Below are 22,186 nucleotides of genomic sequence, written 5' to 3' on the forward strand. Positions count from 1 at the left end.
AGCCCTCTCAGTACTTCAGCAGGTTGGTGTCGTCGACCGAGGCCGAGCGCCGGGTGCGGAAGATCGACATGATGATCGCCAGGCCGACCACGACTTCGGCGGCGGCCACGACCATCACGAAGAACGCCATCACCTGGCCGTCGAGCCCACCGTTGATGCGGGCGAACGTGACCAGGCTGAGGTTCACCGCGTTCAGCATGAGCTCGACGCACATGAACACGACGATCGCGTTGCGGCGGACCAGGACGCCCACGGCGCCGATGGAAAACAGCAACGCCGACAGCAGCAGGTAGTAGCTCGGGGTCACTTTCCTTCCCCTTCTTCGTCGGTGCCCGCGGCAACGCTGTCGCCGCCGACCAGCGCGTGGGCGTCGGGCTTCGGGCCCTCGTCGGCGATGAGCTTGCGCTCGCGCATGAGCTGCAACGCCGAGGTGGACTCGATGATCGCCGAGAGCGACTCCGGCGCGATCGAACCGTCGGGCAGCAGGGCCGGCACCGCGACCGAGTTGGCCGTCGCGAACACACCCGGGCCGGGCAGCGGCGACGGGCGATCGTGCTCGCCGCGGAAGCGCAGCTTCACGAGCTCGCGCTGCGGGAGCTTGCCGCCCTTCTTGTGGCGGTCGGTGAACGCCAGCACCATCGCGCCGAGTGCGGCGGTGATGAGCAACGCCGACGTGAGCTCGAACGGGAAGAGGTACTGCGTGAAGATGATGCGCCCGAGGCCGCCCGCGCCACCGCCGTTGGCGGCGTACGGGTCGAGCGCCGGGGCCGGCGTCACGTTCACCAGCGAGCGGAAGACACCGGCGGAGATCAGCGCGGCGAGCCCGATGCCGAGGATCGTCGCGGCGAACCGCTGTCCGCGCAGCACCTCGACCACGGAGTCGGAGCTCTCGCGGCCGACCAGCATCAGCACGAAGAGGAACAGCATCATGATCGCGCCGGTGTAGACGATGATCTGCGTGAACCCGAGGAACGGCGCCGACTGCGTCATGTAGAGCGCGCCCAGGCTCAGCATCGTGAGCACCAGCCACAGGGCCGAGTGCACGGCGTTGCGCGAGAAGATCATCCCGAGCGCGCCGAGCAGCGCGAGCGGGCCGAGGATCCAGAACGCGATCGCCTCGCCCACCGACACCGAGGTCGACGCCGGCGGCGGTGCCTGCGCCAGAAGGGCCGTGATCATTGCTGGGCCTCCTGCTGCTGCGCCTTGGCCAGTTCGGGGCCGTTGACGTAGTAGTCCTGCTCGTTGTCGCCCAGGCGCATCGGGTGCGGCGGCTGCTCCATGCCGGGCAGCAGAGGGGCGAGCAGGTCTTCCTTGGTGTAGATGAGGCGCTGGCGGTCGTCGTCGGCGAGCTCGTAGAAGTTGATCATCGTCAGGGACCGCGTCGGACAGGCCTCGATGCACAACCCACAGCCGATGCAGCGCAGGTAGTTGATCTGGTAGTCCGCGCCGTACCGCTCACCCGGGGAGAAACGCGCCTCCTCGGTGTTGTTGCCGCCCTCGACGAAGATCGCGTCGGCCGGGCAGGCCCAGGCGCACAGCTCGCAGCCCACGCACTTCTCGAGCCCGTCCGGGTGGCGGTTGAGCTGGTGGCGGCCGTGGTACCGCGGCGCGGCCGGGGCACCGGCCTCCGGGTACTCCTCGGTGGCGACCTTCTTGAACATCATCGCGAAGGTGACGCCGAAACCCTTGATGGGATTCAGGAAGTCAGTTGCCGCCATCTTCTGCCCCTTCCTGTGCTGCGGTGCCGACAGCCGCCGGCTTGCGCCGGGCCGCCCTCGCCTCCGCCTTGGCCAGCGCCTTCTGGCGCGGAGTGCTCTCGGGGACCTTCAGGTCCAGCGGGGGCACGGGGAACCCGCCGCCCGTGAGGTCGACGTAGTCGCCTTCCGGCAGCTTCTTGTTCGGCACCGCCAGGCTGATCAGCACGAGCACCACCAGCACGACGCCGACGCCGACGAGGATCTGCGGCCAGCTCCACTGGATGGTCTTGATCGCGACGACCACGAGGATCCAGACCAGGTTGATCGGCACCAGGACCTTCCAGCCGAGGCGCATGAACTGGTCGTACCGCAGCCGCGGCAGCGTGCCGCGCAGCCAGATGAAGCAAAACAGCAGCACGAACAGCTTTGCGAAGAACCAGAGCATCGGCCACCAGTTCTGGTTCAGCGGCGAGTCGTCGCCGACGAACGGGAACCGCCAGCCACCGAGGAACAGCGTGGTGCAGAACGCCGAGACGATCACCATGTTCACGTACTCGGCGAGGAAGAACATCGCGAACTTCATCGAGCTGTACTCGGTGTGGAAGCCGCCGACCAGCTCCGACTCGGCCTCCGGGAGGTCGAACGGCGCACGGTTCGTCTCGCCGACCATCGAGATCAGGTAGATCACGAAGCTCGGGATGAGCATGTAGAAGTACCAGCCGTGGGCCTGCGCCTCGACGATCTCGGACGTCTGCAGCGACCCGGAGTAGAGGATCACCGCGACGATCGAGAGGCCCATCGCGATCTCATAGGAGATCACCTGCGCGGCCGAGCGGAGACCGCCGAGCAGCGGGTACGGCGAGCCCGAGGACCAGCCGGCGAGCACGATGCCGTACACGCCGATCGACGAGCACGCGAGGATCACCAGGACGCCGACCGGCAGGTCGACCAGCTGCAGCGTGGTCGTCTGGCCGAAGATCGAGACGACCGGGCCGAACGGGATGGCCGACAGCGCGATCAGCGCGGGGACCGCGGCCAGCACCGGTGCGAGGAAGTACACCTTGCGGTCGGCGGTGTCCGGGATGATCTGCTCCTTGAACGGGAGCTTGATCGCGTCGGCCAGCGACTGCAGGTACCCCCCGGGTCCCACGCGGTTGGGGCCGGGCCGGTTCTGCATCCGGCCGACCGCCTTGCGCTCCCACACGATCAGGAAGATCGTGAGGATCGGGCCGATCAGCAGGATGATGACCGCCTTGAACAGGATCAGCCACCACGGGTCGTCCGCGAGCAGGCGAGCGCGTTCTGCCGCGTCCGGCACCTGCGCCAGGAACGGCATGAGCTGCGGGCTCACTGTTCACCTCCGGAAATCTGCACCAGCGCGCCGTGACCCGCGGCCAGTGCGGCGCGGACGGCGGAGCCGTCGGAGTTGCCCGGGAGCCACACGACCCCCTCGGGCAGGTCGGCGACCTCGACGGGCAGCGTGATCGAGCCGCGCTCGGTGGACACGCGGACCGTGGCGCCCACGCCTTCGGCGGTCTTCGCCGAGAGCCGGGCCACGGGCTTGCGCTGCGTGCCCTTGAGGTGCGGTTCGTCGTCCTGCAGCGAGCCGTTGTCGATCAGCTGCCGCCAGGTGGCGAGCACGGCCTGGCCGGCGCCCGGCACCGGCGCGGGCTGCGCTCCGGTGACGATGTGGCCCCAGTTCGTGGTGCCCTGGCCGAGCTTGGCGAAGCCGGCCGCCGCGGCGGCCGGCGTCTGCGTGAACAGGTCCACGTCCATCTCGACAGCGAGGGTGTCGAGCACCCGGCCGTCGGCGAGGGCGCCGGTGCCTTCCACCGTGATGTCGAAGTCGCGGCGGCGGCCTTCCCAGTTGAGGTAGCTGCCTGCCTTCTCGACCGACGGCGCGATCGGCAGGACCACGTCGGCCCGCTCGGTGACCTGGCTCGTCCGCAGTTCCAGGCTGACCACGAAGCCCGCGTTGTCGAGCGCGCGCCGGGCCAGGTCCGGATCGGGCAGGTCGTCGGGGTCGAGCCCGCCGACGACCAGGCCGTCGAGGTCGCCGCCCGAGGCGGCTTCCAGGATGCCGGTGGTGTCGCGGCCCGGCCGCGCCGGCAGCTCGGCGCCCCAGTGCTTTCCGACCTCGGCGCGGGCCGCGTCGTCGGTGACCGAGCGCCCGCCCGGTAGCAACGTCGGCACGCAGCCGGCGGCCAGCGCGCCGCGTTCGCCCGCCCGGCGCGGGATCCACGCGAGCCGCGCGCCCGTGCGCTCGACCAGCGCCTGCAGCGCGGAGAACAGGCCGGGAACCTCGGCGGCGCGCTCGCCGACGAGGACCACCGCGCCACCGCCGCTGAGCGCGGAGTCGAGGTCCGGCGCGTGCTGCGCGATGCCGTCGACCGCGGCCGCTTCGCCACCCGGCACGCAGGCCAGCAGCTCACCGAAGGTCTTGCGCACCGACGAGGTGGTCCACTGTCCCAAGTGGACGACGCGGGTGCGGTTCTTGCGGGCCGCCTTGCGCAGCCGCAGGAACACGATCGGCGCCTCGTCCTCGGGCTCGAAGGCCACGCACAAGACCGTGCGGGCCTGCTCGATCTCGCCGAACGTCACGCCGGTCTCCGGCGTGGTGGCCACGACAGACGAGGTGAGGAAGGCCAGCTCCTCGGCCGAGTGCGCGCGGGCGCGGAAGTCGATGTCGTTGGTGCGCAAGGCGAGCCGGGCGAACTTCGAGTACGCGTAGGCGTCCTCGACGGTCAGCCGGCCACCGGTGAGCACCCCGACGCCCTTGCCGTCACGGGCCTTCGCCAGCCCGGCGGCCGCGACGCGCAGCGCGTCGGTCCAGGAGGCCTCCGCCAGCACGCCGGCCTCGTTGCGGACCAGCGGGCGACGGATGCGGTCGTCGGCTTGCACGTAGCGGAACCCGAAGCGGCCCTTGTCGCAGAGCCACTCTTCGTTGACCTCGGGGTCGTCGCCGGCGAGCTTGCGCTGCACCTTGCCGCGGCGGAAGTCGGTGCGCTCCGCGCAGCCCGAGGAGCAGTGCTCGCACACGCTCGGCGAGGACACCAGGTCGAACGGGCGAGACCGGAACCGGTAGGCGGCGCTCGTGAGTGCACCGACGGGGCAGATCTGGATCACGTTGCCCGAGAAGTAGCTCTGGAACGGCTGACCCGACGTGGTGCGCGAGGCCAGGTCCAGCACGTCGGCCGTCTCGGCGGTGCCGATCTGCTGGTGCGCGCCGCGTTCGAGGAGTTCGATGAACGGGTCGCCCGCCACCTGCGCGGAGAAGCGCGTGCAACGCTGGCAGAGCACGCAGCGCTCGCGGTCCAGCAGCACCTGCGACGAGATCGGCAGCGGCTTCGGGAACGTGCGCTTGGTGTCCACGAACCGCGACTCCGCGCGGCCGTGCGCCAGCGCCTGGTTCTGCAGCGGGCACTCACCGCCCTTGTCGCAGATCGGGCAGTCGAGCGGGTGGTTGATGAGCAGCAGCTCCATCACGCCCTGCTGCGCCTTGTCGGCGACCGGCGAGGTGAGCTGCGTCTTCACGACCATGCCGTCGGCGACCGTCATCGTGCAGGAGGCCTGCGGCTTCGGCATCGGCCGGCCGCCCATCTCCACCTCGACGAGGCACTGGCGGCAGGCGCCCGCCGGGTCGAGCAGCGGGTGGTCGCAGAAGCGCGGGATGACCGTGCCGAGCCGCTCGGCCGTGCGGATCAGCAGCTCGCCCTTGGGCGCGATGACCTCTTCACCGTCGATGGTCAGCTTGACGTGGCCCTCGGGAACAGGGGTTTCCTGGGCGGTCGCTTTGTCGGGTGCGATCGTCATGCCTGTGCTCCCACCAGTTCGGGCTGGGCGGCCTTGTTCTTCTCGCACAGGTCGAGGAACTCCTGGCGGAAGTACTTGATCCCGCTCTGGATCGGCGACACCGCGCCGTCACCCAGGGCGCAGAACGAGCGGCCGAGGATGTTGTCGCAGACGTCCAGCAGCGTGTCGATGTCCTCGGCGGTGCCGTGGCCCTCGACCATGCGCTCCAGGATCTGCGCGAGCCAGTACGTGCCTTCGCGGCACGGCGTGCACTTGCCGCAGGACTCGTGCTCGTAGAACTCGGTCCACTTCATCACGGCCCAGGGCACGGACACGGTCTCGTTGAAGACCTGCACCGCGGTGGTGCCGAGCATCGAGCCGGCCTCGGCCGCGCCCTCGAAGTCGAGCGGCACGTCGAGGTGCTCCGCGGTGAACATCGGCGTGGACGAACCACCCGGCGTCCAGAACTTCAGCGGGATGCCGTCCTTCATGCCGCCCGCGAGCTCGAGCAGCTCGCGCAGCGTGGTGCCGAGCGGGCACTCGTACTGGCCGGGCTTCTCGACGTGGCCGGAAATCGAGTAGATCTTCGGTCCGGGCGACTTCTCGCGGCCCATCTCGCGGAACCAGTCGGAACCCGCGTTGACGATGAACGGCGCGCTCGCGATGGTCTCGACGTTGTTCACCGTGGTCGGGGCGGCGTAGAGGCCGGCGGCCGCGGGGAACGGCGGCTTGAGGCGGGGCTGGCCGCGGCGGCCCTCGAGCGAGTCGAGCAGCGCCGTCTCCTCGCCGCAGATGTACGCGCCGGCGCCGGCGTGCACGGTCAGCTCGAGGTCGTAGCCGGTGCCGAAGATGTTCTTGCCGAGGTAGCCCTTGGCGTACGCCTCGCGCGCAGCCGCGTTGAGCCGGCGGATGCAGTGCAGGGCCTCACCGCGCACGTAGATGAAGCAGTGGTTCGAGCGCATTGCGTACGAGGCGATGATGCAGCCCTCGATGAGCGAGTGCGGGTCGGCCATCATCAGCGGGATGTCCTTGCACGTGCCCGGCTCGCCCTCGTCGGCGTTGATCACCAGGTAGTGCGGCTTGTCGAAGTTCGGCGGCATGAACGACCACTTCACGCCGGCCGGGAACCCCGCGCCGCCGCGGCCGCGCAGGCCGGAGTCCTTGATGACCTGGACGAGCTGCTCGGGTGTACCGGCCAGTGCCTTGCGCGCGGCGGTGTAGCCCTCGAGCTGCTCGTAGGTTTCGATGCGCCAGGAGTTCGGCGACAGCCAGCGCTTCGTGAGGACCGGAGTAATGGGATCGGGCATTACTTCTTCTCCCCATCTTTATCGGGCAGAGCAGGGAGCGGAACATCCTGCGTCGCGGGGGCGGTCCAACCGCGGTCGGCCGCGATCTGGGCGCCGCGCAGGGTTTCGACGGCCTGCGACGGCCCGTCGACGTCCCCGCGGTAGGTGAGATCGTCCTCCGGGAAGAACCCGGCCAGCTGCAGCTCCGCGCTCTTGAAGTTCGTCAGCGGAGCGCCCCGCGTGGGGGCCGGCTTCTTGCCCGCCTGCAGCGCGTCGACCAGCGCCACCGCCTTCTCCGGCGTCTGGTTGTCGAAGTACTCGTAGTTGACCTGGATGACCGGGGCGAGGTCACAGGCCGCGAGGCATTCGGCGTGCTCCAGCGTGATCGAGCCCGGCTCGTTCGGCGTGCCCGCCGTCTCCTCATGGCCCAGCGGCGCGTCCTCGGAACCGAGGTGCGTCTGGAGCTTCTTGTAGATCGCCTCGCCGCCCATCGCCGCGCACAGCGTGTTCGTGCAGACGCTCACCAGGTGCTCGCCGCACGGGCGGCGCTTGTACATGGTGTAGAACGTCGCGACCGCGCTGACCTCGGCGTCGGAGAGGTCTAGGTGCTTGGCGCAGAAGGAGATTCCCTCCTGGCTCACGTACCCCTGCACCGACTGCACGAGGTGCAGCATCGGCAGCAGCGCCGAGCGCGCCACCGGGTAGCGGGCGATGATCTCCTTCGCCCGCGTGTGCGTGTCCTCTTCGAACGGATCCACGGGCGGGTTGTCCGCCAGGATGCCCGCGGCCGCGGCCGGGTCGGGCGCGATGCCGACCACGTCGGTGTCGGGGCCCGCCGCGGCGTGCGTCGTCTTCGCGTCGTGCGGCCCCGGCTCCGGAACTGCCGTCGAGTACGTCATCGGTCCACTCCCCCCATCACCGGGTCGATCGACGCGACCGCGGCGATCACGTCGGCCACCAGCCCGCCCTCGGCCATCGCGGGCATCGACTGCAGGTTCACGAAACTCGGTTCGCGCACGTGCACGCGCAGCGGCCGGGTGCCGCCGTCGGACACCAGGTGCGCCCCGAGCTCACCGCGCGGCGACTCGACCGGGGTGTACACCTGGCCCGGCGGCACGTGGAAGCCCTCGGTGACAAGCTTGAAGTGGTGGATCAGCGACTCCATCGACTGGCCCATGATCTTCTTGACGTGCTCGAGCGAGTTGCCCATGCCGTCGCTGCCGATCGAGAGCTGCGCGGGCCATGCGATCTTCTTGTCCTCCACCATGACCGGGCCCGGCTCGAGCATCTTCAGGACCTGCTTGATGATGCGCAGGCTCTGGTGCATCTCCTCGACGCGGATGAGGTAGCGCGCCCAGCAGTCGGCGTCGGTCGAGGTCGGGACGTCGAACTCGATCTCGTCGTAGCGCGAGTAGGGCTCGGTCTTGCGCAGGTCCCACGGCAGGCCCGCGGAACGCAGGATCGGGCCGGTGACTCCGAGCGCGAGGCACGCGTCGACCGGCAGGACACCCACGCCCTTGAGTCGGTTACGCCAGATCGGCTGGCCGGTGAAGAGCTTGTCGTACAAGGGAAGGCGGCTGTCCATCACCTTGACGAACGCGGAGACCTTCTCCTGGAAGTCGGCCGGCATGTCCTGCGCGAGGCCGCCGGGGCGGATGAACGCGTGGTTCATGCGCAGGCCGGTGAGGTGCTCCAGCAGATGCAGCACCTCTTCGCGCTCGCGGAAGCCGAGCGTCATCGCCGTGGTGGCGCCGAGCTCCATGCCGCCGGTGGCGATGTAGACCAGGTGCGAGCCGATGCGGTTGATTTCCAGCAGCAGCACGCGAAGCAGCTCCGCGCGCGGTGGGGCCTTGACGCCCAGCAGCTTCTCCACACCGAGGCAGTAGGCCATCTCCGTGGACAGCGGCGCGAGGTAGTCCATGCGCGTCACGAACGTGACGCCCTGGGTCCAGGTGCGGAACTCGCAGTTCTTCTCGATGCCGGTGTGGAGGTAGCCGATGACCGACCGCAGCTGCGTGACGGTCTCGCCCTCCATCTCCAGCACGAGCCGGAGCACGCCGTGGGTCGACGGGTGCTGCGGGCCCATGTTGATGACCATGCGCTCGTCGTGCTGCGCGTCGGAGACGACGTCGTCCCAGTCACCGCCGGAGACCGTGTAGACGCGGCCTTCGGTGGTGTCGCGGGAATCGGCGTATTCGAAGCTCTCGGCGCCTTCGGCGGACGTGTCGGTGCCGGTGGTGACGTCAGAAAGGTTCTCGCTGGTAGTCACGAGTACGACCTCCGCTGGTCCGGCGGCGGAATCTCCGCGCCCTTGTATTCGACCGGGATCCCGCCGAGCGGGTAGTCCTTGCGCTGGGGGTGACCGTCCCAGTCGTCCGGCATGAGGATGCGGGTGAGCGCGGGGTGTCCGTCGTAGACGATGCCGAACATGTCCCAGGTCTCGCGCTCCTGCCAGTCGGCCGTCGGGTAGAGGCCGACGAGCGAGGGCACGTGCGCGTCGTCCACGTCGAGGGTGACCTCAAGGCGGATGCGGCGCCGGTAGGTCATCGACGTGAAGTGGTACACGGAGTGCAGGCGCTGCGGCACATCCACGCCGTAGTCCACGCCGGACACCGAGCTCAGCAGCTCGAAGCGCAGGCCGGCGTCGTCGCGCAGCACGCGGGCGACCTCCACGAGGTGCTCGCGGTCGACGTAGAAGGTGATCTCGTCGCGGTGGACCGTGGTCTGCAGGATCGCCGCGGCCGGAACCTTGTTGTCCGCCAAGGCCGCGTAGAACTCGTCGGCGAACTCGTCGAACCAGCCGCCGTACGGGCGCTCCGCCGGCGGCGGGCTGTAGGCGGGCAGGCGCACGCCGCCGTAACCGGAGGTGTCACCGCTGCCGGTGACGCCGAACATGCCCTTGCGGGCGCGGCCGGCGACAACAGGCTCCGCAGGAGCGGCGGGCGTCGTGCCCCGCGGCTCGAGACCGGCGTCGGGGCGCTCGGCGCTGGACTGCTCGCCACCGGTTTCGGGGGTTTCGGGATTTTCGGCCACCGGGCTCACTTCTTCGCGTACTTGATCGACGAGGGGATCAGCTCGGTGCGCGCGCCGCTGGCCGCGCGGATGGCGGCGCGGCGGGCGTTGATCGGCTCGTCCTGGATCTTGGCGTGCAGCTTGAGGATCGCGTCGAGCAGCATCTCCGGGCGCGGCGGACAGCCGGGGAGGTACATGTCGACCGGCACCACGTGGTCGACGCCCTGCACCACGGCGTAGTTGTTGAACATGCCGCCCGACGAGGCGCAGACACCCATCGCGAGCACCCAGCGCGGCTCGGCCATCTGGTCGTAGATCTGGCGGAGGACGGGCGCCATCTTCTGCGTCACGCGACCGGCCACGATCATCAGGTCGGCCTGGCGCGGGGTGGCGGAGAAGCGCTCCATGCCGAAACGCGCGATGTCGTAGCGGGAGCCGCCGACCGTCATCATCTCGATCGCGCAGCACGCGAGCCCGAAGGTGGCGGGCCACAGGGAGTTCTTGCGCGCCCAGTTGACCAGGCCCTCGAGGCTGGCCAGCAGGATACCGTTGGGGAGTTTCTCTTCGAGGCCCATGGCTTCAGTTCCAATCCAGGCCGCCGCGCCGCCACACGTAGGCGTACGCGAACCCGACCGTAACGATGAACAGCACGATCTCCACCAGGCCGAACACACCGAGCGCGTTCGCGTTCACGGCGAACGGGTAGAGGAACACCATCTCGATGTCGAACAGGATGAAGAGCATCGCCGTGATGTAGTACGCCACCGGCATCCGGCCGCCGCCGACGAGCGGCTGCGGCGAAGGCTCGATCCCGCATTCGTAGGCCGAGAGCTTCGCCTTGTTGTAGCGGCTGGGGCCGACGAGCGGGCCCAGCAACACCGACAAGGTGGCGAACGCGAGCGCCAGCACGAACAACAGGACGAGCGGCAGGTACACCTTCAGGCCAGGCGCGGCCGCAGCTCCACTGGGGTCGGCCTGCGCCAGCACGGGCAACATCAGCACGGGGTCTTCGCCATCCTTTCCGCGCCGCTGCGGGTTGCTTCTCGGGTGGTGGTCCGCTTCCTCGTCGGCACCCTAAGGGAGCTGGGTCACACCGCCGAGGGTCAGGGCACCCTTACGGCCCGTGGCCGGGCCGAGGGTGCTTGTGAAATAGTTCACAAGCCACTCGTCGTGGATGTGAAGCGATTCACAAGCATGGGGGGAGTGTAGGACGCGACTCACACGGCCGTCTCTAGGGGCCGTGGTATAAGGCTTACCTAACTTGACCGCCCGGCCAGGACGGTGCAGCGCTGGTCGCACTCGCGGGACCAGCGGATAAGGGGTTGGTTACCGGCAAAGCGGTGGACAATCCGGACGTGATCTTGTGACGTATCCCACCTGACCGCCTGGGCAACCATTGCTCCAGCCGGGTATTCCGGCGTCGGCTCACCTTCTGCCCGGGCCACCCAATCGGCGTTGGGTGCGTTGAGCGCACCGAACGCCGCATTGGGTGCGTTGGGCGGGTGTCCGGGTCAGCGGGGGCTGGGCGTGGCACGGGCGAGCGCCGCGATGAGGCGGTCGACGCCGTCGCCGCCCTTGGCGTCGTAACAGCCGGAAAGTCCCTTGTACACCAACGGAAGGATCTTGTTGATCCGCAGGCCGTACTTGGTGCACACGTGCATGACCTTCGGGTTGCCGATGAGCTTCGCGAAGACGTTGCCGAGGCGGTAGTAGCCGCCCATCAGCTCGCCGACGGCGCGCGGGTAACCCTGCAGCGCGCGCTCGCGCGAAGGGCCTTCACGGCGGGCGAGCGCCTGCACGACGACCTCCGACGCGAGCTGCGCCGACTCCATCGCGGCGGAGATGCCTTCGCCGTTGAACGGGCTCACCATGCCGCCGGCGTCGCCGAGCAGCAGGAGGCCGTCGCGGTAGTGCGGGGTGCGGTTGAAACCCATGGGGAGGCCGGCGCCGCCGACCTTGCCGATGGCGTTCTCCTCGCGGTAGCCCCATTCCTCGGGCGTGCCGTCGAGCCACTGGCGCAGGAGCGCGCGGTAGTCGGTGTTGCGGAAGGAAGCGGACGTCGAGAGCATGCCGAGCCCGACGTTCACGGTGCCGTCGCCGAGCGGGAACGCCCAGCCGTAGCCCGGCAGGAGCTTCGGGTTGCGCGGGTCCGAGCGGTCCCACAGCTCGAGGTGGCCCTCGATGAACGGATCGTCGTGGCGCGGGCTCTTGTAGTAGCGGCGCACGGCGACGCCCATGGGGCGCTTCTCGTTTTTCTCGATGCCGACGCTCAGCGCGAGCCGCGCGGACACCCCGTCGCACGCCAGCACGAGCGGCGCGCGGTAGCTCACCGGCCTCTTCTCGGGGCCGACCTTCGCCTCGACGCCGATCACGCGGCCGGAGGGGCTGGTGATGGCGTTGGTGACGGTGGTGCGCTCGTAGAGGCGCGCGCCGGCCTTGACCGCGGTCTTGGCGAGCAAGTCGTCGAAGTCCTGGCGCGTGCGGGCGACCCCGTAGGGCGGGTAGCTGGTGAGCTCGGGCCAGTCGAGCTCGAGCGTGAGGTCGCCGGTGAGGATCCGCAGGCCGCGGTTGCGGACCCAGCCGTTTTCTTCGCTCGTGTCGATGCCCAGGTCGATCAGCTGCTTCACACCGCGGGGCGTGAGGCCGTCGCCGCAGACCTTCTCGCGCGGGAACGCGGTCTTCTCCAGCAGCAGCACGTCGACACCCGCGCGCGCGAGGTACGTGGCCGCGGTCGAACCGGCCGGTCCGGCGCCGACCACGATCACTTCGGCGTCGTGGTCCGGGCTGCGGCGGGAGATCGTCATGTCCGCGAGTTTACGGATGCCTTCTTCGCGCGGTGAATGGCGACGACGCCGAATGTGAGGTTCAGCCACTCGACCTCGGTCCACCCGGCGCTCGCGATGATCTCGCCGAGCGCCCGCTGGTCGGGCCACGCGAGCATGGATTCGGCCAGGTAGGAGTAGGCCTCGGGGTTCGTCGAGGAGCGGCTGCCGACCCACGTCAGCAGCTTCAGGATGAAGCGCCGGTAGAAGAACCGGATGGGCGCGAACGTGGGCGTCGACACTTCGCAGATGACCAACCGGCCGCCTGGCTTGACGACGCGCAGTATTTCCGTGAGCGCGGCCTTGGTGTCGACGAAGTTCCTCAGCGCGAGGGAGATCGTGACGGCGTCGAACGAGCCATCGGCGAACGGCAGGTGCAGCGCGTCGGCCGCGACCATCGGAAGCTTGCGGCGCAGCCCCGCCCGCAGCATGCCGAGCGAGAAGTCGGCGGCCACGCAGTAGGCGCCGCTCCGCGCGTACTCGACCGTCGAGACGCCGGTGCCGGCCGCCAGGTCGAGCACCGTTTCACCCGGCTTGGCCTCCAGCACCCGCGCCGTGGTGGTCCTCCACCGCCGGTCGAACCCGAACGTCATGAACGAGTTCGCCCGGTCGTAACCGGACGCCACACCATCGAACATGGCGGCGACTTCGTGCGGATCCTTGTCCAGGCTTGCGCGGGGCATGACTCGAATCTAGACACTCACGGACGGCTCAGCCCTTGAGGGTGGCTGAGGCGCTGGTCAGGCGGAGTGGGCGCGGAGTGGTGTGGGGTCGCAGCGGGGGTCCGGTCGCGGCGGTTGACTCGGGGTGACCGGTCGTCTCGCACTTGCGCGACGGCAGGAACGGTCCCTTCCGGGGCTGCGGACGGCACGAACGGTCCACTCGCACAGCCGGAGTTGACGCAACTGGACCGGTCACGATCGGACCATTCGCACCCCCGCAGCCGGCACGAACATGCCCTTGGCGCTCATCGCATCGCGCGTACCGGCCCTTCGCGCACCAGCGCGCGACGCGAGCGGTCCCCTCGCGGCCGCGGCACGGCGCAACCAGTCCACTCGCGACTGCGTACGACACGAGTGGTCACCTCGTGCTCGCGGCACGGCGCGAACGGTTCCCTCGTGCTGGGCGGATCGCGCGAACAGTCCACACGCAGCCGTGGCATGGCGCGAACAGTCCACTCGCAGCCGTAGCGTCGCGCGGAGTGACCACTCGCAGCCGTAGCGTCGCACGGAGTGACCACTCGCGAAATCAGGGCTCGGCCGGGAACAGGCCACGCCGAGCGGGTTGGTCCCGGCGGATCGGTCCCCACCACTGTCAGCCGAGGGCGGCGAGCATGCCGCGGACCGACTCGGGCCAGGCGAATTCCTCCGCGCGCGCCCGGGCGGCGGCGCGGCGGAGGTCTTCGGGGCGGTCCAAGAGGCCCGTGACCGCGGTGGCGAAGGCGGGGGCGTGGTCGTCGACGGCGGCGCCGCAGCCGGGGCGGACGATCTCGCGCAGGGCGGACGACGCGGAGACCACCACGGGAGTGCCGGAGGCGAGGGCTTCGAGGGCGGCCAGCCCGAACGTCTCGTGCGGGCCCGGGGCGAGCGAGACGTCGGCGGTGGCCAGCAAGCGGGCAACCTCGTCGCGGCCGGAGAGGAATCCCAGGAACGTCACGGGGAGGCCGCGGGCGCGGCGTTCCAGCGCGCGTCTTCGGGGCCCGTCACCCGCGATCACCAGGCGCACCCGGGCGCCGGACTCCGTCAGCTCCGCCACGGTGTCCACGCTGCGCTCCACGTGTTTCTCAGGAGAAAGGCGTCCACAGTGGACCAGCAAGGTGTCCGCGCCACCGGCCAGCGAACGCCGCCACGAGTCCGAGCGCATCGACGGCGCGAAGGTCGCCAAGTCGACGCCCAGGGGGACCCGGCGGACGTTGCGCGCCGCGATCCGGTCGAACTCGGCGCGGGCGAAGGCGGTGGTGCACACGACCGTGTCGTAGCTGGCGGCCATCCGGCGGTTGGCGGCGTCGGCGACACCGCGCGCGACCAGCCGGGGCAGAAGAAACTGCTCCAGCAGACGATCGAGGCGCTCATGGGAAATCACCGTGCTCGGCACGCCGTTGTGACGCGCCCACGTGCCCATGCCGCGCAGCGTCAACCGGTCCGAAACCTCCAGGCGATCCGGCGAGAGGCGCCGCAGGACGGACCGCACCCGATGCGGATCGACCGCCCGGTACCCGCCCGTCCCGGGGATGCTCGGCGCCGGCAGCGAGTACCGCCGCACGCCCGAAGGCAGCGTCTCCACGGCGTACCGGGTGCCCGGCACGACGAGGGTCACGCGATGCCCGCTGGCGACGTAACCCGCGCCGAGGTGGTGCAGGGCGGTCCGCAGCCCTCCCGAGCGCGGCCCGTAGAAGTTCGCCAGCTGGACGATGTGCATCACTCAGGCCGCGCGCGCGGCCCGGTCCTGCACGGCCTCGTAGTGCCCCACCAGCTCCCGGCACACCGCGGGCCACGTCCGCCCCAGCACGACCTTGCGGGCTTTCTCCCCCAGCCGCGCCCGCAGGGCCGCGTCGCGCAGGTCGTCGATGCGCTCGACGAGAGCGCGGCCGAACTCGTCGCGGTCGGCGGGCAGCAGGTACCCGGTGCGACCGGGCAGGACGAGGTCCTTCGGGCCGCCCGCGTCGGGAGCGAGCACCGGCAGGCCGGAGGCCATGGCTTCCTGGACGGCCTGGCAGAACGTCTCGTGCGGTCCCGTGTGGACGAACACGTCGAGGCTCGCGTAGGCCACCGACAGCTCGTCGCCGTACTTCGCGCCGAGGAAGGCGGCGCCGGGTAGGCGTTCGCGCAGAGAGGGCAGCTCGGGGCCGTCGCCGACCACGACCACGCGGATGCCGGGCACGCCGGCCAGCGACACCAGCCGGTCGACCTCCTTCTCCGGCGCCAGCCGCCCGACGAACCCGACGAGCAGTTCACCGTTCGGCGCCAGCTCGGTCCGCAGCGCGGGGTCGGCGTGCGACGGCGAGAACCGGTCGACGTCCACGCCGCGCGCCCAGCGGTGCACGCGGGGCACGCCGTGCAGCCGCAACTGCTCGACGGAGTCGGAAGACGGCGCCAGCGTCCGATCGGCGCGCGAGTGCACGCGGCGGACCCAGCGCCAGGCGGCCCGGGCCCCGATGCCGAAGCCGTACGACGTGGCGAAGCCCGCGATGTCGGTCTGGTAGACGGCGATCGACGGCACCCGCAGGCGCCGCGCCGCCGCCAGGCCGCGTGCGCCCACCACGAAGGGTGAGGCCAGGTGCACCACATCCGGGCGGAAGCCGCTGAGCGCGGTGAGCACGGTGCGCGTCGGCAGGCCGATCGGCAGGGAGTGCACACCGGGCACGTCCAGCGCGGGGATGCGGACGACCGGTGCGCCGCGGTAGGTCTCGGGACCCGGTCCCGGTGCCACCACGAGCACGTCGTGGGCGCGGTCGACCAGGTGCTCGACGACCCGCAGCACGGAGTTCGTCACACCGTTCACCTGGGGCAGGAAACTTTCGGTGACTATGGCGACTCGCACCCGGCCACTGTCGCACCGGCGTGCGCGACCCGGGCCAATCCTTCGTGACCGATGGGCCAACGGTGTTCGAACACTCCGAAGCGTCGGAGTCCGAATACAGTCCGTCAGCAGATTCGCCACGACATGTCACCTCAAGGTCGTGTCCCGGAAACCAGGACGGCCCAGACTAAGCAGGCATGACCCTCTTGTCCTCCAGGCCGTCGCAGCCCGTGGAGCCGGGGCTGCTCTCGAGGGCTCTCGAGGTGGCCGGCCGGCTGGCCAACGACGCCACCGATGTGATCACCGCGACGGCGGGCCGCGGAGCCCACCCCTCGACCCTGGACTCCCCGTTCGACTGGGTCACCGATACCGACCGCATCCTCGAACGCCACACCCGCCGAGTGCTCACCGCCGAGTTCCCCGGCATCCCCGTGGTCGGCCACGAGTTCGGAGCCGATCACGGCGCCGACGTGGCCGAGTACCGCTGGGTCGTGGACTCCGTCGACGGCACGGCCAACTACGTCGCCGGTGTGCCGTGGTGCGCCTATAGCCTCGCGTTGATCGACGCTTCCGGGCCGGTGGTGGGGGTGGTCGCCGACCCGTACCGCGCGCAGATCTACGCCGCCGCCCGCGGCCGCGGCGCCCGCGCCAACGGCACGCCCATCCAGCTCGTCGACCGCCGCGTGACGGCCGGCGCCATCGTCTGCACCGAACTCGCGCGCAAGGGGCCGTGGCCGGGGATGGGCGGTTTCATCGAGCGCGCCGCGGCCGCCCACGCGGGCGTGCGGGTGCTGGGCTCGGCCGCGCTGTCGATCGCGCAGGTCGCGCTCGGCCACGCGGCAGCCGCGGTGTTGCACAGCTACCACGAATGGGACGTCGCGGGCTCCGTCGCCATGGCCATCGAGGCCGGCGCGGTGGTGCTGGACAAGCACGGCGAAGACACGACGCTGCCGACCGACGGCCTGCTGGTGGCCGCCCCGGGCGTCGCGGAAGAGGTCCTGAGCTGGTGGCAGGAGACGGCGACGGTCGCCACGACCTGATCCGGTTCGACGCGTCCTGACCCGGACGGGTCGCCGGGTGGGGCGCGACTGATCTCGGCCGTGCGAACGTGATCACGGGCTGTGCGAGCCAAGCCGCCGAGTGTTCGGATCTGCGCGGTCGCTCCGGCGAACCGAACCGCGGTTGTGCGGATCTGATCACTGTCGGCCCCTGGTCCGGACGTCGGTTGGGGCGAACGCTGACGCCGCCTGCGTGAATCTGACCACCGCCGGCGCGAGTCAGCACACCGGTCGTGCGAGCACCGACATCGGCCGCGTGGCTGTGTGCGGACCTGAACAGCGGTGTGCGGTCCACACCGTGCGTTGTGCAGAATCGACCACCGGCTGCGCGAACCCCACCACGAGCTGCGCGCACCGCAACAAGGACCTCGGTGAGCAACCCGGCTCAGGCGACCGGGATCTCAGGCACCTCGGCAGCCGCCCGAACGGCGCGATCGCGCTTGATCAGGCGGCGCAGCCACCACATCACCGGACCCGCGATCAGCCAGGTGAACAGGATCGTGGTGCCGAGCGGCAGGAGGGTGAGCGTCGCGGTGCGGCCGGCGACGCGGGCGGTGCGGTCGGGGTTGGTGACGTCGTACTCGATGGCCACGAGCTGGCCCGCCAGAAGCCCGGACGGGTAGAGGACGCCGTTGGCCGGGCTGTGGACGATGCCGTCCGGGCTCTGGAACTGGATGATCGTGCGGTCGAAGTTCACGGACTCGACGGTGGCCGTGGCCGTGCCGAGGTGGGACTCGATGGCGTTGTCGTTGCGGATCGCCGCGAAGAGCAGGCTCACGCACATCACGGTGAGGAGCGAGGCGGCACCGAGGACGGCGAACCACCCGATGCGCCTCGCCCGCTCACGCCTGACCGTCACATCGCGAGTTTAGAGCCTCACCGTTCCCCCGCGGCGGCGAGCATGCGGTGGTTGGCCCGGATCTGGTCGTAGGACTTCGGCTTGACCAGAGCGTGGGCCACCCCCGCAGCCCGCGCAGCCGAAGCACCGTTCGGGCCGAGCGCCGGCTTGCCCTTGGTGAACAGCCACGTCTGGAACAACACCTGCAGCGGCTTGCCCGACACCTGCTCGGCCAGCGCCTCGAACTCCGGGATCACGCCGTGGCCGCCGGCCTTCGTGGCCTGCCACTTCTGCAGGATGGCGAAGAACGCGTCGTCGCCGACGGTGGTGCGCAGGGCCTGCAGGGCCATCGCGCCGCGGTCGTAGACGGCGCCGTGGAACTGGTTCTCCTCGCCCGGGTCGCCGGGCAGGACCTGCCAGAACGCGTCGTCGGCGGCGTAGGAGTCGTAGGCGTACTGCGCGAGCTCGGCCGTGGTGCCCTCGCCCTCGTGCTCGGACCAGAGGTACTCGGCGTAGGACGCGAAGCCCTCGTTGAGCCAGATGTCGCTCCACTTGCCGAGCGACACGTTGTCACCGAACCACTGGTGGGCGTTCTCGTGGGCGATGAGGGTGGTGTTCGCGCCGGCAACGAAGTTCTTCAGCCCATAGGTGGGCCGCGTCTGGTTCTCGAGCGAGAACGTGATGCCGCTGGTGACCACGCCGCCCTCGGCCTCGAACGGGAACGGCCCGAACTGCGTGGCCAGGAACGCGTCGATCTCCGGCGTCCGCTCGACGCTCGCCTTGGCCGCGTAGAGCGAGTCACCGAGGTCCGAGCCGTACGCGGTGATGAACGGTTTGCCGTCGGGCGTCGTCGACTGGTTCACCTCGTACTTACCGACGACGAACGACGTCAGGTACGTCGCCTGCGGCTTCGTGCTGTGCCAGTTCCACCGCGTCCAGCCGGCGCGCGACTGGGTCTTGCGCACGAGGGTCCCGTTCGTGATGGCGGCGTTCCCGTCGGGCGCCTCGATCGAGACGTCGTAGGTGGCCTTGTCGGTGGGGTGGTCGTTGGACGGGAACCACCACTGCGCGCTCTGCGGCTCGTCGACGCCCAGCGCGCCGAACGCGCCGTGCTTCCAGCCGTGCAGCCCGTCGACCGCCTCGGTGGACGGCGTGTCGTCGTACGCCACGACGACGGTGGTGGTCTGGCCCTTGGCCAACGTGTGCGCGGGCGTGATCACGAGCTCGCCGTCGCCGTTCTGGTTGGCGAAGGTCGCGGCCTCGTTGCCCACCAGCACGCTCTTCGCCTTGAGCGCGAAGTCCAGGTCGAACCGCGACAGGTCCTGCGTCGCGGTGAGCAGCAGGGTCGTCGTGCCCGCCAGCCGGTCGGTGTCCGGTTGGTAGGTCAGGCGGATGTCGTAGTGCAGGACGTCGGTGCCGCCGTTGCCGGCGTTGGGGTAGTACGGATCACCCACCCCCGGCGCCCCCGGCTGCGGTGCGGCCGACGCCACCCCCGCGACCAGCACCGACACCACTCCCGCCGCGACCAACCCGAGCCCGGCCCGACCTCTTCCACGCATGGCGTTTCCTCCCAGAAGATGATCAACGCCCTCGAACGTAGCCAGGGTTCGAGTTGCGAGGTACGTCCGTTGGGAGGTCTTACCCGCTGGGACTCCGGGAGGTAATCACTTGACGACCTTGCGATTCTCGATCGTGTGACGGAAGAACCGCTGGTCGGGAACGTGACGAGCGGCGTCGTCCGCGTCGGCACCACGGTGCGGCGCCCGGCGGGGCCGTGGACCGACGCCGTGGACGCGGTGCTGGCGCACCTGAGTTCGGTGGGGTTCCGCGCGGCGCCGAGGCCGCTGGGGCGCGACGAGCGTGGCCGGCAGGTGCTGGAGTTCGTGCCGGGCGAGGTGGGCGGCCCGTACTCCCCCGGCGACCTGCGGTCCCTCGGCCGGACGCTGGCCGAGCTGCACCAGGCGCTGGCCGGTTTCGTACCGCCGCCGGACGCGGCGTGGCAGCGGTTCCTCCCGCCGGACCGCGAAGAACTCCTGTGCCACAACGACGTCGCGCCGTGGAACGTCGTGCGCGCCGAACGCGGGTGGGTGCTGATCGACTGGGACTGCACCGCACCGGCGTCGACGGTGTGGGACCTCGCCTACGCCGCGCAGACCGCGGCGGACCTGTGTGCCGACCGGCCGGTCGCGGAATCCGCCGCCCGCCTGCGCGCCTTCACCGACGGCTACGGCCTCGACGAGCGCCACCGAGCCGAGCTCCCGGCCGCGCTCGGCCGCCGCACGCGGGCGATGCACGACTTCCTGCGAGCCAACGCCGGCACGCAGCCGTGGTCGCGCATCTGGCACGAGGACGGCCCGTACTGGCTCGCAACCGCCGACTACCTCGACGCCCACCAGGACGCGTGGCGAACCGCACTGGGCTGAACCACGTCAGCCGTTGCCGACGGCCGAAGCCACCGCCTTGCGCAGGCGGGCGTGCAGGTCGCGGTGGCGGGAGCGATCCACACGCACCTCGACGACCCGCAGGCCGGGCGCGGGCTTCAAAGCGGCGCGGAACTCGGACACCGACGTCGCCACCACGTGGGGCACCCGGTAGCCCGCGCACAAGGCGCCCAGATCGGCGCCGTGGGGAGTGCCGAACACTCGCTCGAAGCTGTCCGCGTGCTCGGGCGCGCCCTGTTCCAGCAACGAGAAGATCCCGCCGCCGTCGTCGTTCAGGACCACGATGGTGAGGTCCGGCAGTTGCTCGGCGGGACCGGTCAGCAGGCCGGAAGCGTCGTGCAAGAAAGTCAGATCGCCCAGCAAGGCGTACGAAGGCGCGCGGTGCACGGTGGCCGCACCGATGGCCGTGGAGACCGTGCCGTCGATGCCGGCGACCCCGCGGTTGCGGTGGACCAGCACGTCAGGACGCAAAGTCCCGGCCAACGCGACATCACGGGTCGGGTTCGAGGAACCCACCACCAGTAGAGCGCCCTGCGGCAGCGCGTCCACCAGTTCCGACGCGACGCTCAACCCGCTGGGCCACGGTTCCTCGGCCAGAGCGCGAGAAACAGCCGCCGCCGCAGCCGCGTCGGCGCGTTGCCAGCCGGCGAGCCACTCCGGGTCGGCGGGCTTCGTGGGTTCGGCGAACCACTGGCCGACCTGACGGACGTTGTGCGCCGGCGCGGGCCAGTCGGAGTCCGGGCGGACCAGCAGAACCTCCACCGCGGGGTCCGAGAGGACCTTCTGGACCTGCCGGAACACCGTCGGCCGGCCGAGGCACAGGACCTGCTCCGGCTTGTGCCGCGAGATGAACTCCTCGACGCCCAGCAGCCACGCGCCCGCGGAGATGGCCGTGGAGCCGGACAAGCCCAGACCACCGGTCTCCGAAACCACCGGCCAGCCGTGCTGCTCGGCCCACTCGCTGGCCGCCTGCACGCCGGTGTCGCACGCGATCACGAGGCCGTGGCGGGCCGAGGGCACCACGAACGACGGCAGGGCGCCGAAGTCGGGCAGCTCGGTCCAGCGTTCGCCGTCGGCGCGGCCTTCGGTGGACTCGTACCACTCGCCGTCATCGTCGTGGTCCGGCACCAGCGGCTCGCGGAACGGGATGTTCAGGTGCACCGGGCCGCTGCGCCACTCGCCGTAGGCGGCGTTCCACGCGCGGCAGATCTGGCTGCGCCAGTAGGAGTTCTGGCCGGCGCGCCGCTCGGCGACGGCCAGCTCGTCGAAGTAGCGCACGGCGTTGCCGTACAGCTGGTACTGGTCGATCACCTGGCTGGCCCCGGCGGAGCGCAGCTCGGGCGGCCGGTCGGCCGTGAGCACGATCAGTGGCACGCCCGCGCGGTCGGCCTCGAGCACGGCCGGGTGGAAGTTCGCGGCCGCCGTGCCGGAGGTGCAGACCACCGCCGACGGCCGGCCCGTGCGGGCGGCGATGCCGAGCGCTAGGAACGCGGCGCCGCGCTCGTCGATGCGCACGTGGAGCTTGAGGCGCCCCGCCGCGGCGGCGTCGTAGAGCGCGATCGACAACGGGGCGTTACGCGAGCCCGGGCAGAGGACGACGTGGGACACGGTGTTGCGGACCAGTTCGTCGACGATGACCCTGGCCTGCGCGGTGGAGGGGTTCACCGGCAGGCTCCGGGTAGGTTGCCCACCGACGCGCTGCCTCCCGCGGAGGCGGCATC

General features: G+C 70.4%; 20 protein-coding genes. 2 read left to right on the forward strand and 18 right to left on the reverse strand.

Going from position 1 to position 22,186, the window contains the following annotated elements:
- Positions 1-7: 7 nt before the first annotated feature.
- The 15 genes from nuoK to AB0F91_RS14505 all read right to left on the reverse strand — a co-directional run bounded on the left by nuoK (position 8) and on the right by AB0F91_RS14505 (position 16,101).
- Positions 8-307, reverse strand: coding sequence for an NADH-quinone oxidoreductase subunit NuoK (gene nuoK, locus AB0F91_RS14435; protein ID WP_360597685.1), 300 nt, complete (start codon positions 305-307; stop codon positions 8-10).
- Positions 304-1,179, reverse strand: a complete 876-nt coding sequence (locus AB0F91_RS14440) for an NADH-quinone oxidoreductase subunit J (protein WP_360597687.1) — start codon at positions 1,177-1,179, stop codon at positions 304-306. The genes nuoK and AB0F91_RS14440 overlap by 4 nt, the downstream gene beginning before the upstream one ends.
- Positions 1,176-1,718: an NADH-quinone oxidoreductase subunit NuoI gene (gene nuoI / locus AB0F91_RS14445; RefSeq protein ID WP_360597689.1), complete on the reverse strand. Its 543-nt coding sequence runs from the start codon at positions 1,716-1,718 to the stop codon at positions 1,176-1,178. The genes AB0F91_RS14440 and nuoI overlap by 4 nt, the downstream gene beginning before the upstream one ends.
- Entirely contained in the window at positions 1,705-3,033 is a 1,329-nt protein-coding gene (gene nuoH / locus AB0F91_RS14450) for an NADH-quinone oxidoreductase subunit NuoH (RefSeq protein WP_360597847.1), read from the reverse strand. The genes nuoI and nuoH overlap by 14 nt, the downstream gene beginning before the upstream one ends.
- Before the next feature lie 11 nt (positions 3,034-3,044).
- Complete coding sequence (locus tag AB0F91_RS14455; protein WP_360597691.1) at positions 3,045-5,510, reverse strand: NADH-quinone oxidoreductase subunit G; 2,466 nt, start codon at positions 5,508-5,510, stop codon at positions 3,045-3,047.
- Positions 5,507-6,796 carry an NADH-quinone oxidoreductase subunit NuoF gene (gene nuoF, locus AB0F91_RS14460; protein WP_360597693.1) on the reverse strand — a complete coding sequence of 430 codons (1,290 nt, stop codon included), beginning with the start codon at positions 6,794-6,796 and terminating at the stop codon, positions 5,507-5,509. Before nuoF ends, AB0F91_RS14455 begins: the two co-directional genes overlap by 4 nt.
- A complete protein-coding gene (nuoE, locus tag AB0F91_RS14465) occupies positions 6,796-7,674 on the reverse strand; it encodes an NADH-quinone oxidoreductase subunit NuoE (RefSeq protein WP_360597695.1) in 879 nt (292 codons plus the stop codon). Before nuoE ends, nuoF begins: the two co-directional genes overlap by 1 nt.
- Positions 7,671-9,044, reverse strand: a complete 1,374-nt coding sequence (locus AB0F91_RS14470; protein ID WP_360597697.1) for an NADH-quinone oxidoreductase subunit D — start codon at positions 9,042-9,044, stop codon at positions 7,671-7,673. Before AB0F91_RS14470 ends, nuoE begins: the two co-directional genes overlap by 4 nt.
- Positions 9,041-9,808, reverse strand: coding sequence for an NADH-quinone oxidoreductase subunit C (locus tag AB0F91_RS14475; RefSeq protein ID WP_360597698.1), 768 nt, complete (start codon positions 9,806-9,808; stop codon positions 9,041-9,043). Before AB0F91_RS14475 ends, AB0F91_RS14470 begins: the two co-directional genes overlap by 4 nt.
- A 5-nt stretch (positions 9,809-9,813) precedes the next feature.
- Complete coding sequence (locus AB0F91_RS14480) at positions 9,814-10,362, reverse strand: NADH-quinone oxidoreductase subunit B (protein ID WP_204091789.1); 549 nt, start codon at positions 10,360-10,362, stop codon at positions 9,814-9,816.
- Positions 10,363-10,366: 4 nt separating this feature from the next.
- A complete protein-coding gene (locus tag AB0F91_RS14485) occupies positions 10,367-10,783 on the reverse strand; it encodes an NADH-quinone oxidoreductase subunit A (protein ID WP_360597848.1) in 417 nt (138 codons plus the stop codon).
- A 515-nt stretch (positions 10,784-11,298) separates the two neighbouring features.
- Entirely contained in the window at positions 11,299-12,591 is a 1,293-nt protein-coding gene (locus AB0F91_RS14490) for a geranylgeranyl reductase family protein (protein WP_360597700.1), read from the reverse strand.
- Positions 12,588-13,292, reverse strand: coding sequence for a demethylmenaquinone methyltransferase (locus AB0F91_RS14495; RefSeq protein ID WP_360597701.1), 705 nt, complete (start codon positions 13,290-13,292; stop codon positions 12,588-12,590). The genes AB0F91_RS14490 and AB0F91_RS14495 overlap by 4 nt, the downstream gene beginning before the upstream one ends.
- Positions 13,293-13,923: 631 nt before the next feature.
- Positions 13,924-15,027 (reverse strand): glycosyltransferase family 1 protein, encoded by a 1,104-nt coding sequence (locus tag AB0F91_RS14500; RefSeq protein WP_360597703.1) that lies wholly within the window; start codon positions 15,025-15,027, stop codon positions 13,924-13,926.
- Between the two features lie 3 nt (positions 15,028-15,030).
- The gene (locus AB0F91_RS14505) at positions 15,031-16,101 is read right to left on the reverse strand and encodes a glycosyltransferase family 1 protein (protein ID WP_360597704.1); all 1,071 of its coding nucleotides are present in this window, start codon (positions 16,099-16,101) and stop codon (positions 15,031-15,033) included.
- 224 nt (positions 16,102-16,325) lie between these two features.
- Here AB0F91_RS14505 and AB0F91_RS14510 point away from each other — a divergent pair, with 224 nt between their 5' ends.
- Positions 16,326-17,168 (forward strand): inositol monophosphatase, encoded by an 843-nt coding sequence (locus AB0F91_RS14510; protein ID WP_360597706.1) that lies wholly within the window; start codon positions 16,326-16,328, stop codon positions 17,166-17,168.
- A gap of 403 nt (positions 17,169-17,571) precedes the next feature.
- Here the strand turns inward: AB0F91_RS14510 and AB0F91_RS14515 are convergent, their stop codons facing one another.
- Both AB0F91_RS14515 and AB0F91_RS14520 read right to left on the reverse strand, forming a co-directional pair.
- The gene (locus AB0F91_RS14515; RefSeq protein ID WP_360597708.1) at positions 17,572-18,045 is read right to left on the reverse strand and encodes a DUF3592 domain-containing protein; all 474 of its coding nucleotides are present in this window, start codon (positions 18,043-18,045) and stop codon (positions 17,572-17,574) included.
- A 17-nt stretch (positions 18,046-18,062) separates the two neighbouring features.
- Positions 18,063-19,583: a M1 family metallopeptidase gene (locus AB0F91_RS14520; RefSeq protein ID WP_360597710.1), complete on the reverse strand. Its 1,521-nt coding sequence runs from the start codon at positions 19,581-19,583 to the stop codon at positions 18,063-18,065.
- A gap of 135 nt (positions 19,584-19,718) precedes the next feature.
- On the opposite strand from AB0F91_RS14520, the gene AB0F91_RS14525 reads away from it, so the two are divergent.
- The gene (locus tag AB0F91_RS14525; protein WP_360597712.1) at positions 19,719-20,447 is read left to right on the forward strand and encodes a phosphotransferase; all 729 of its coding nucleotides are present in this window, start codon (positions 19,719-19,721) and stop codon (positions 20,445-20,447) included.
- Between the two features lie 6 nt (positions 20,448-20,453).
- Here AB0F91_RS14525 and menD read toward each other — a convergent pair whose 3' ends face one another.
- Entirely contained in the window at positions 20,454-22,130 is a 1,677-nt protein-coding gene (gene menD / locus AB0F91_RS14530; RefSeq protein WP_360597713.1) for a 2-succinyl-5-enolpyruvyl-6-hydroxy-3-cyclohexene-1-carboxylic-acid synthase, read from the reverse strand.
- Between the last annotated feature and the right edge of the window lie 56 nt (positions 22,131-22,186).

This window comes from Amycolatopsis sp. NPDC023774, from assembly GCF_040639695.1.
Lineage (GTDB): Bacteria > Actinomycetota > Actinomycetes > Mycobacteriales > Pseudonocardiaceae > Amycolatopsis.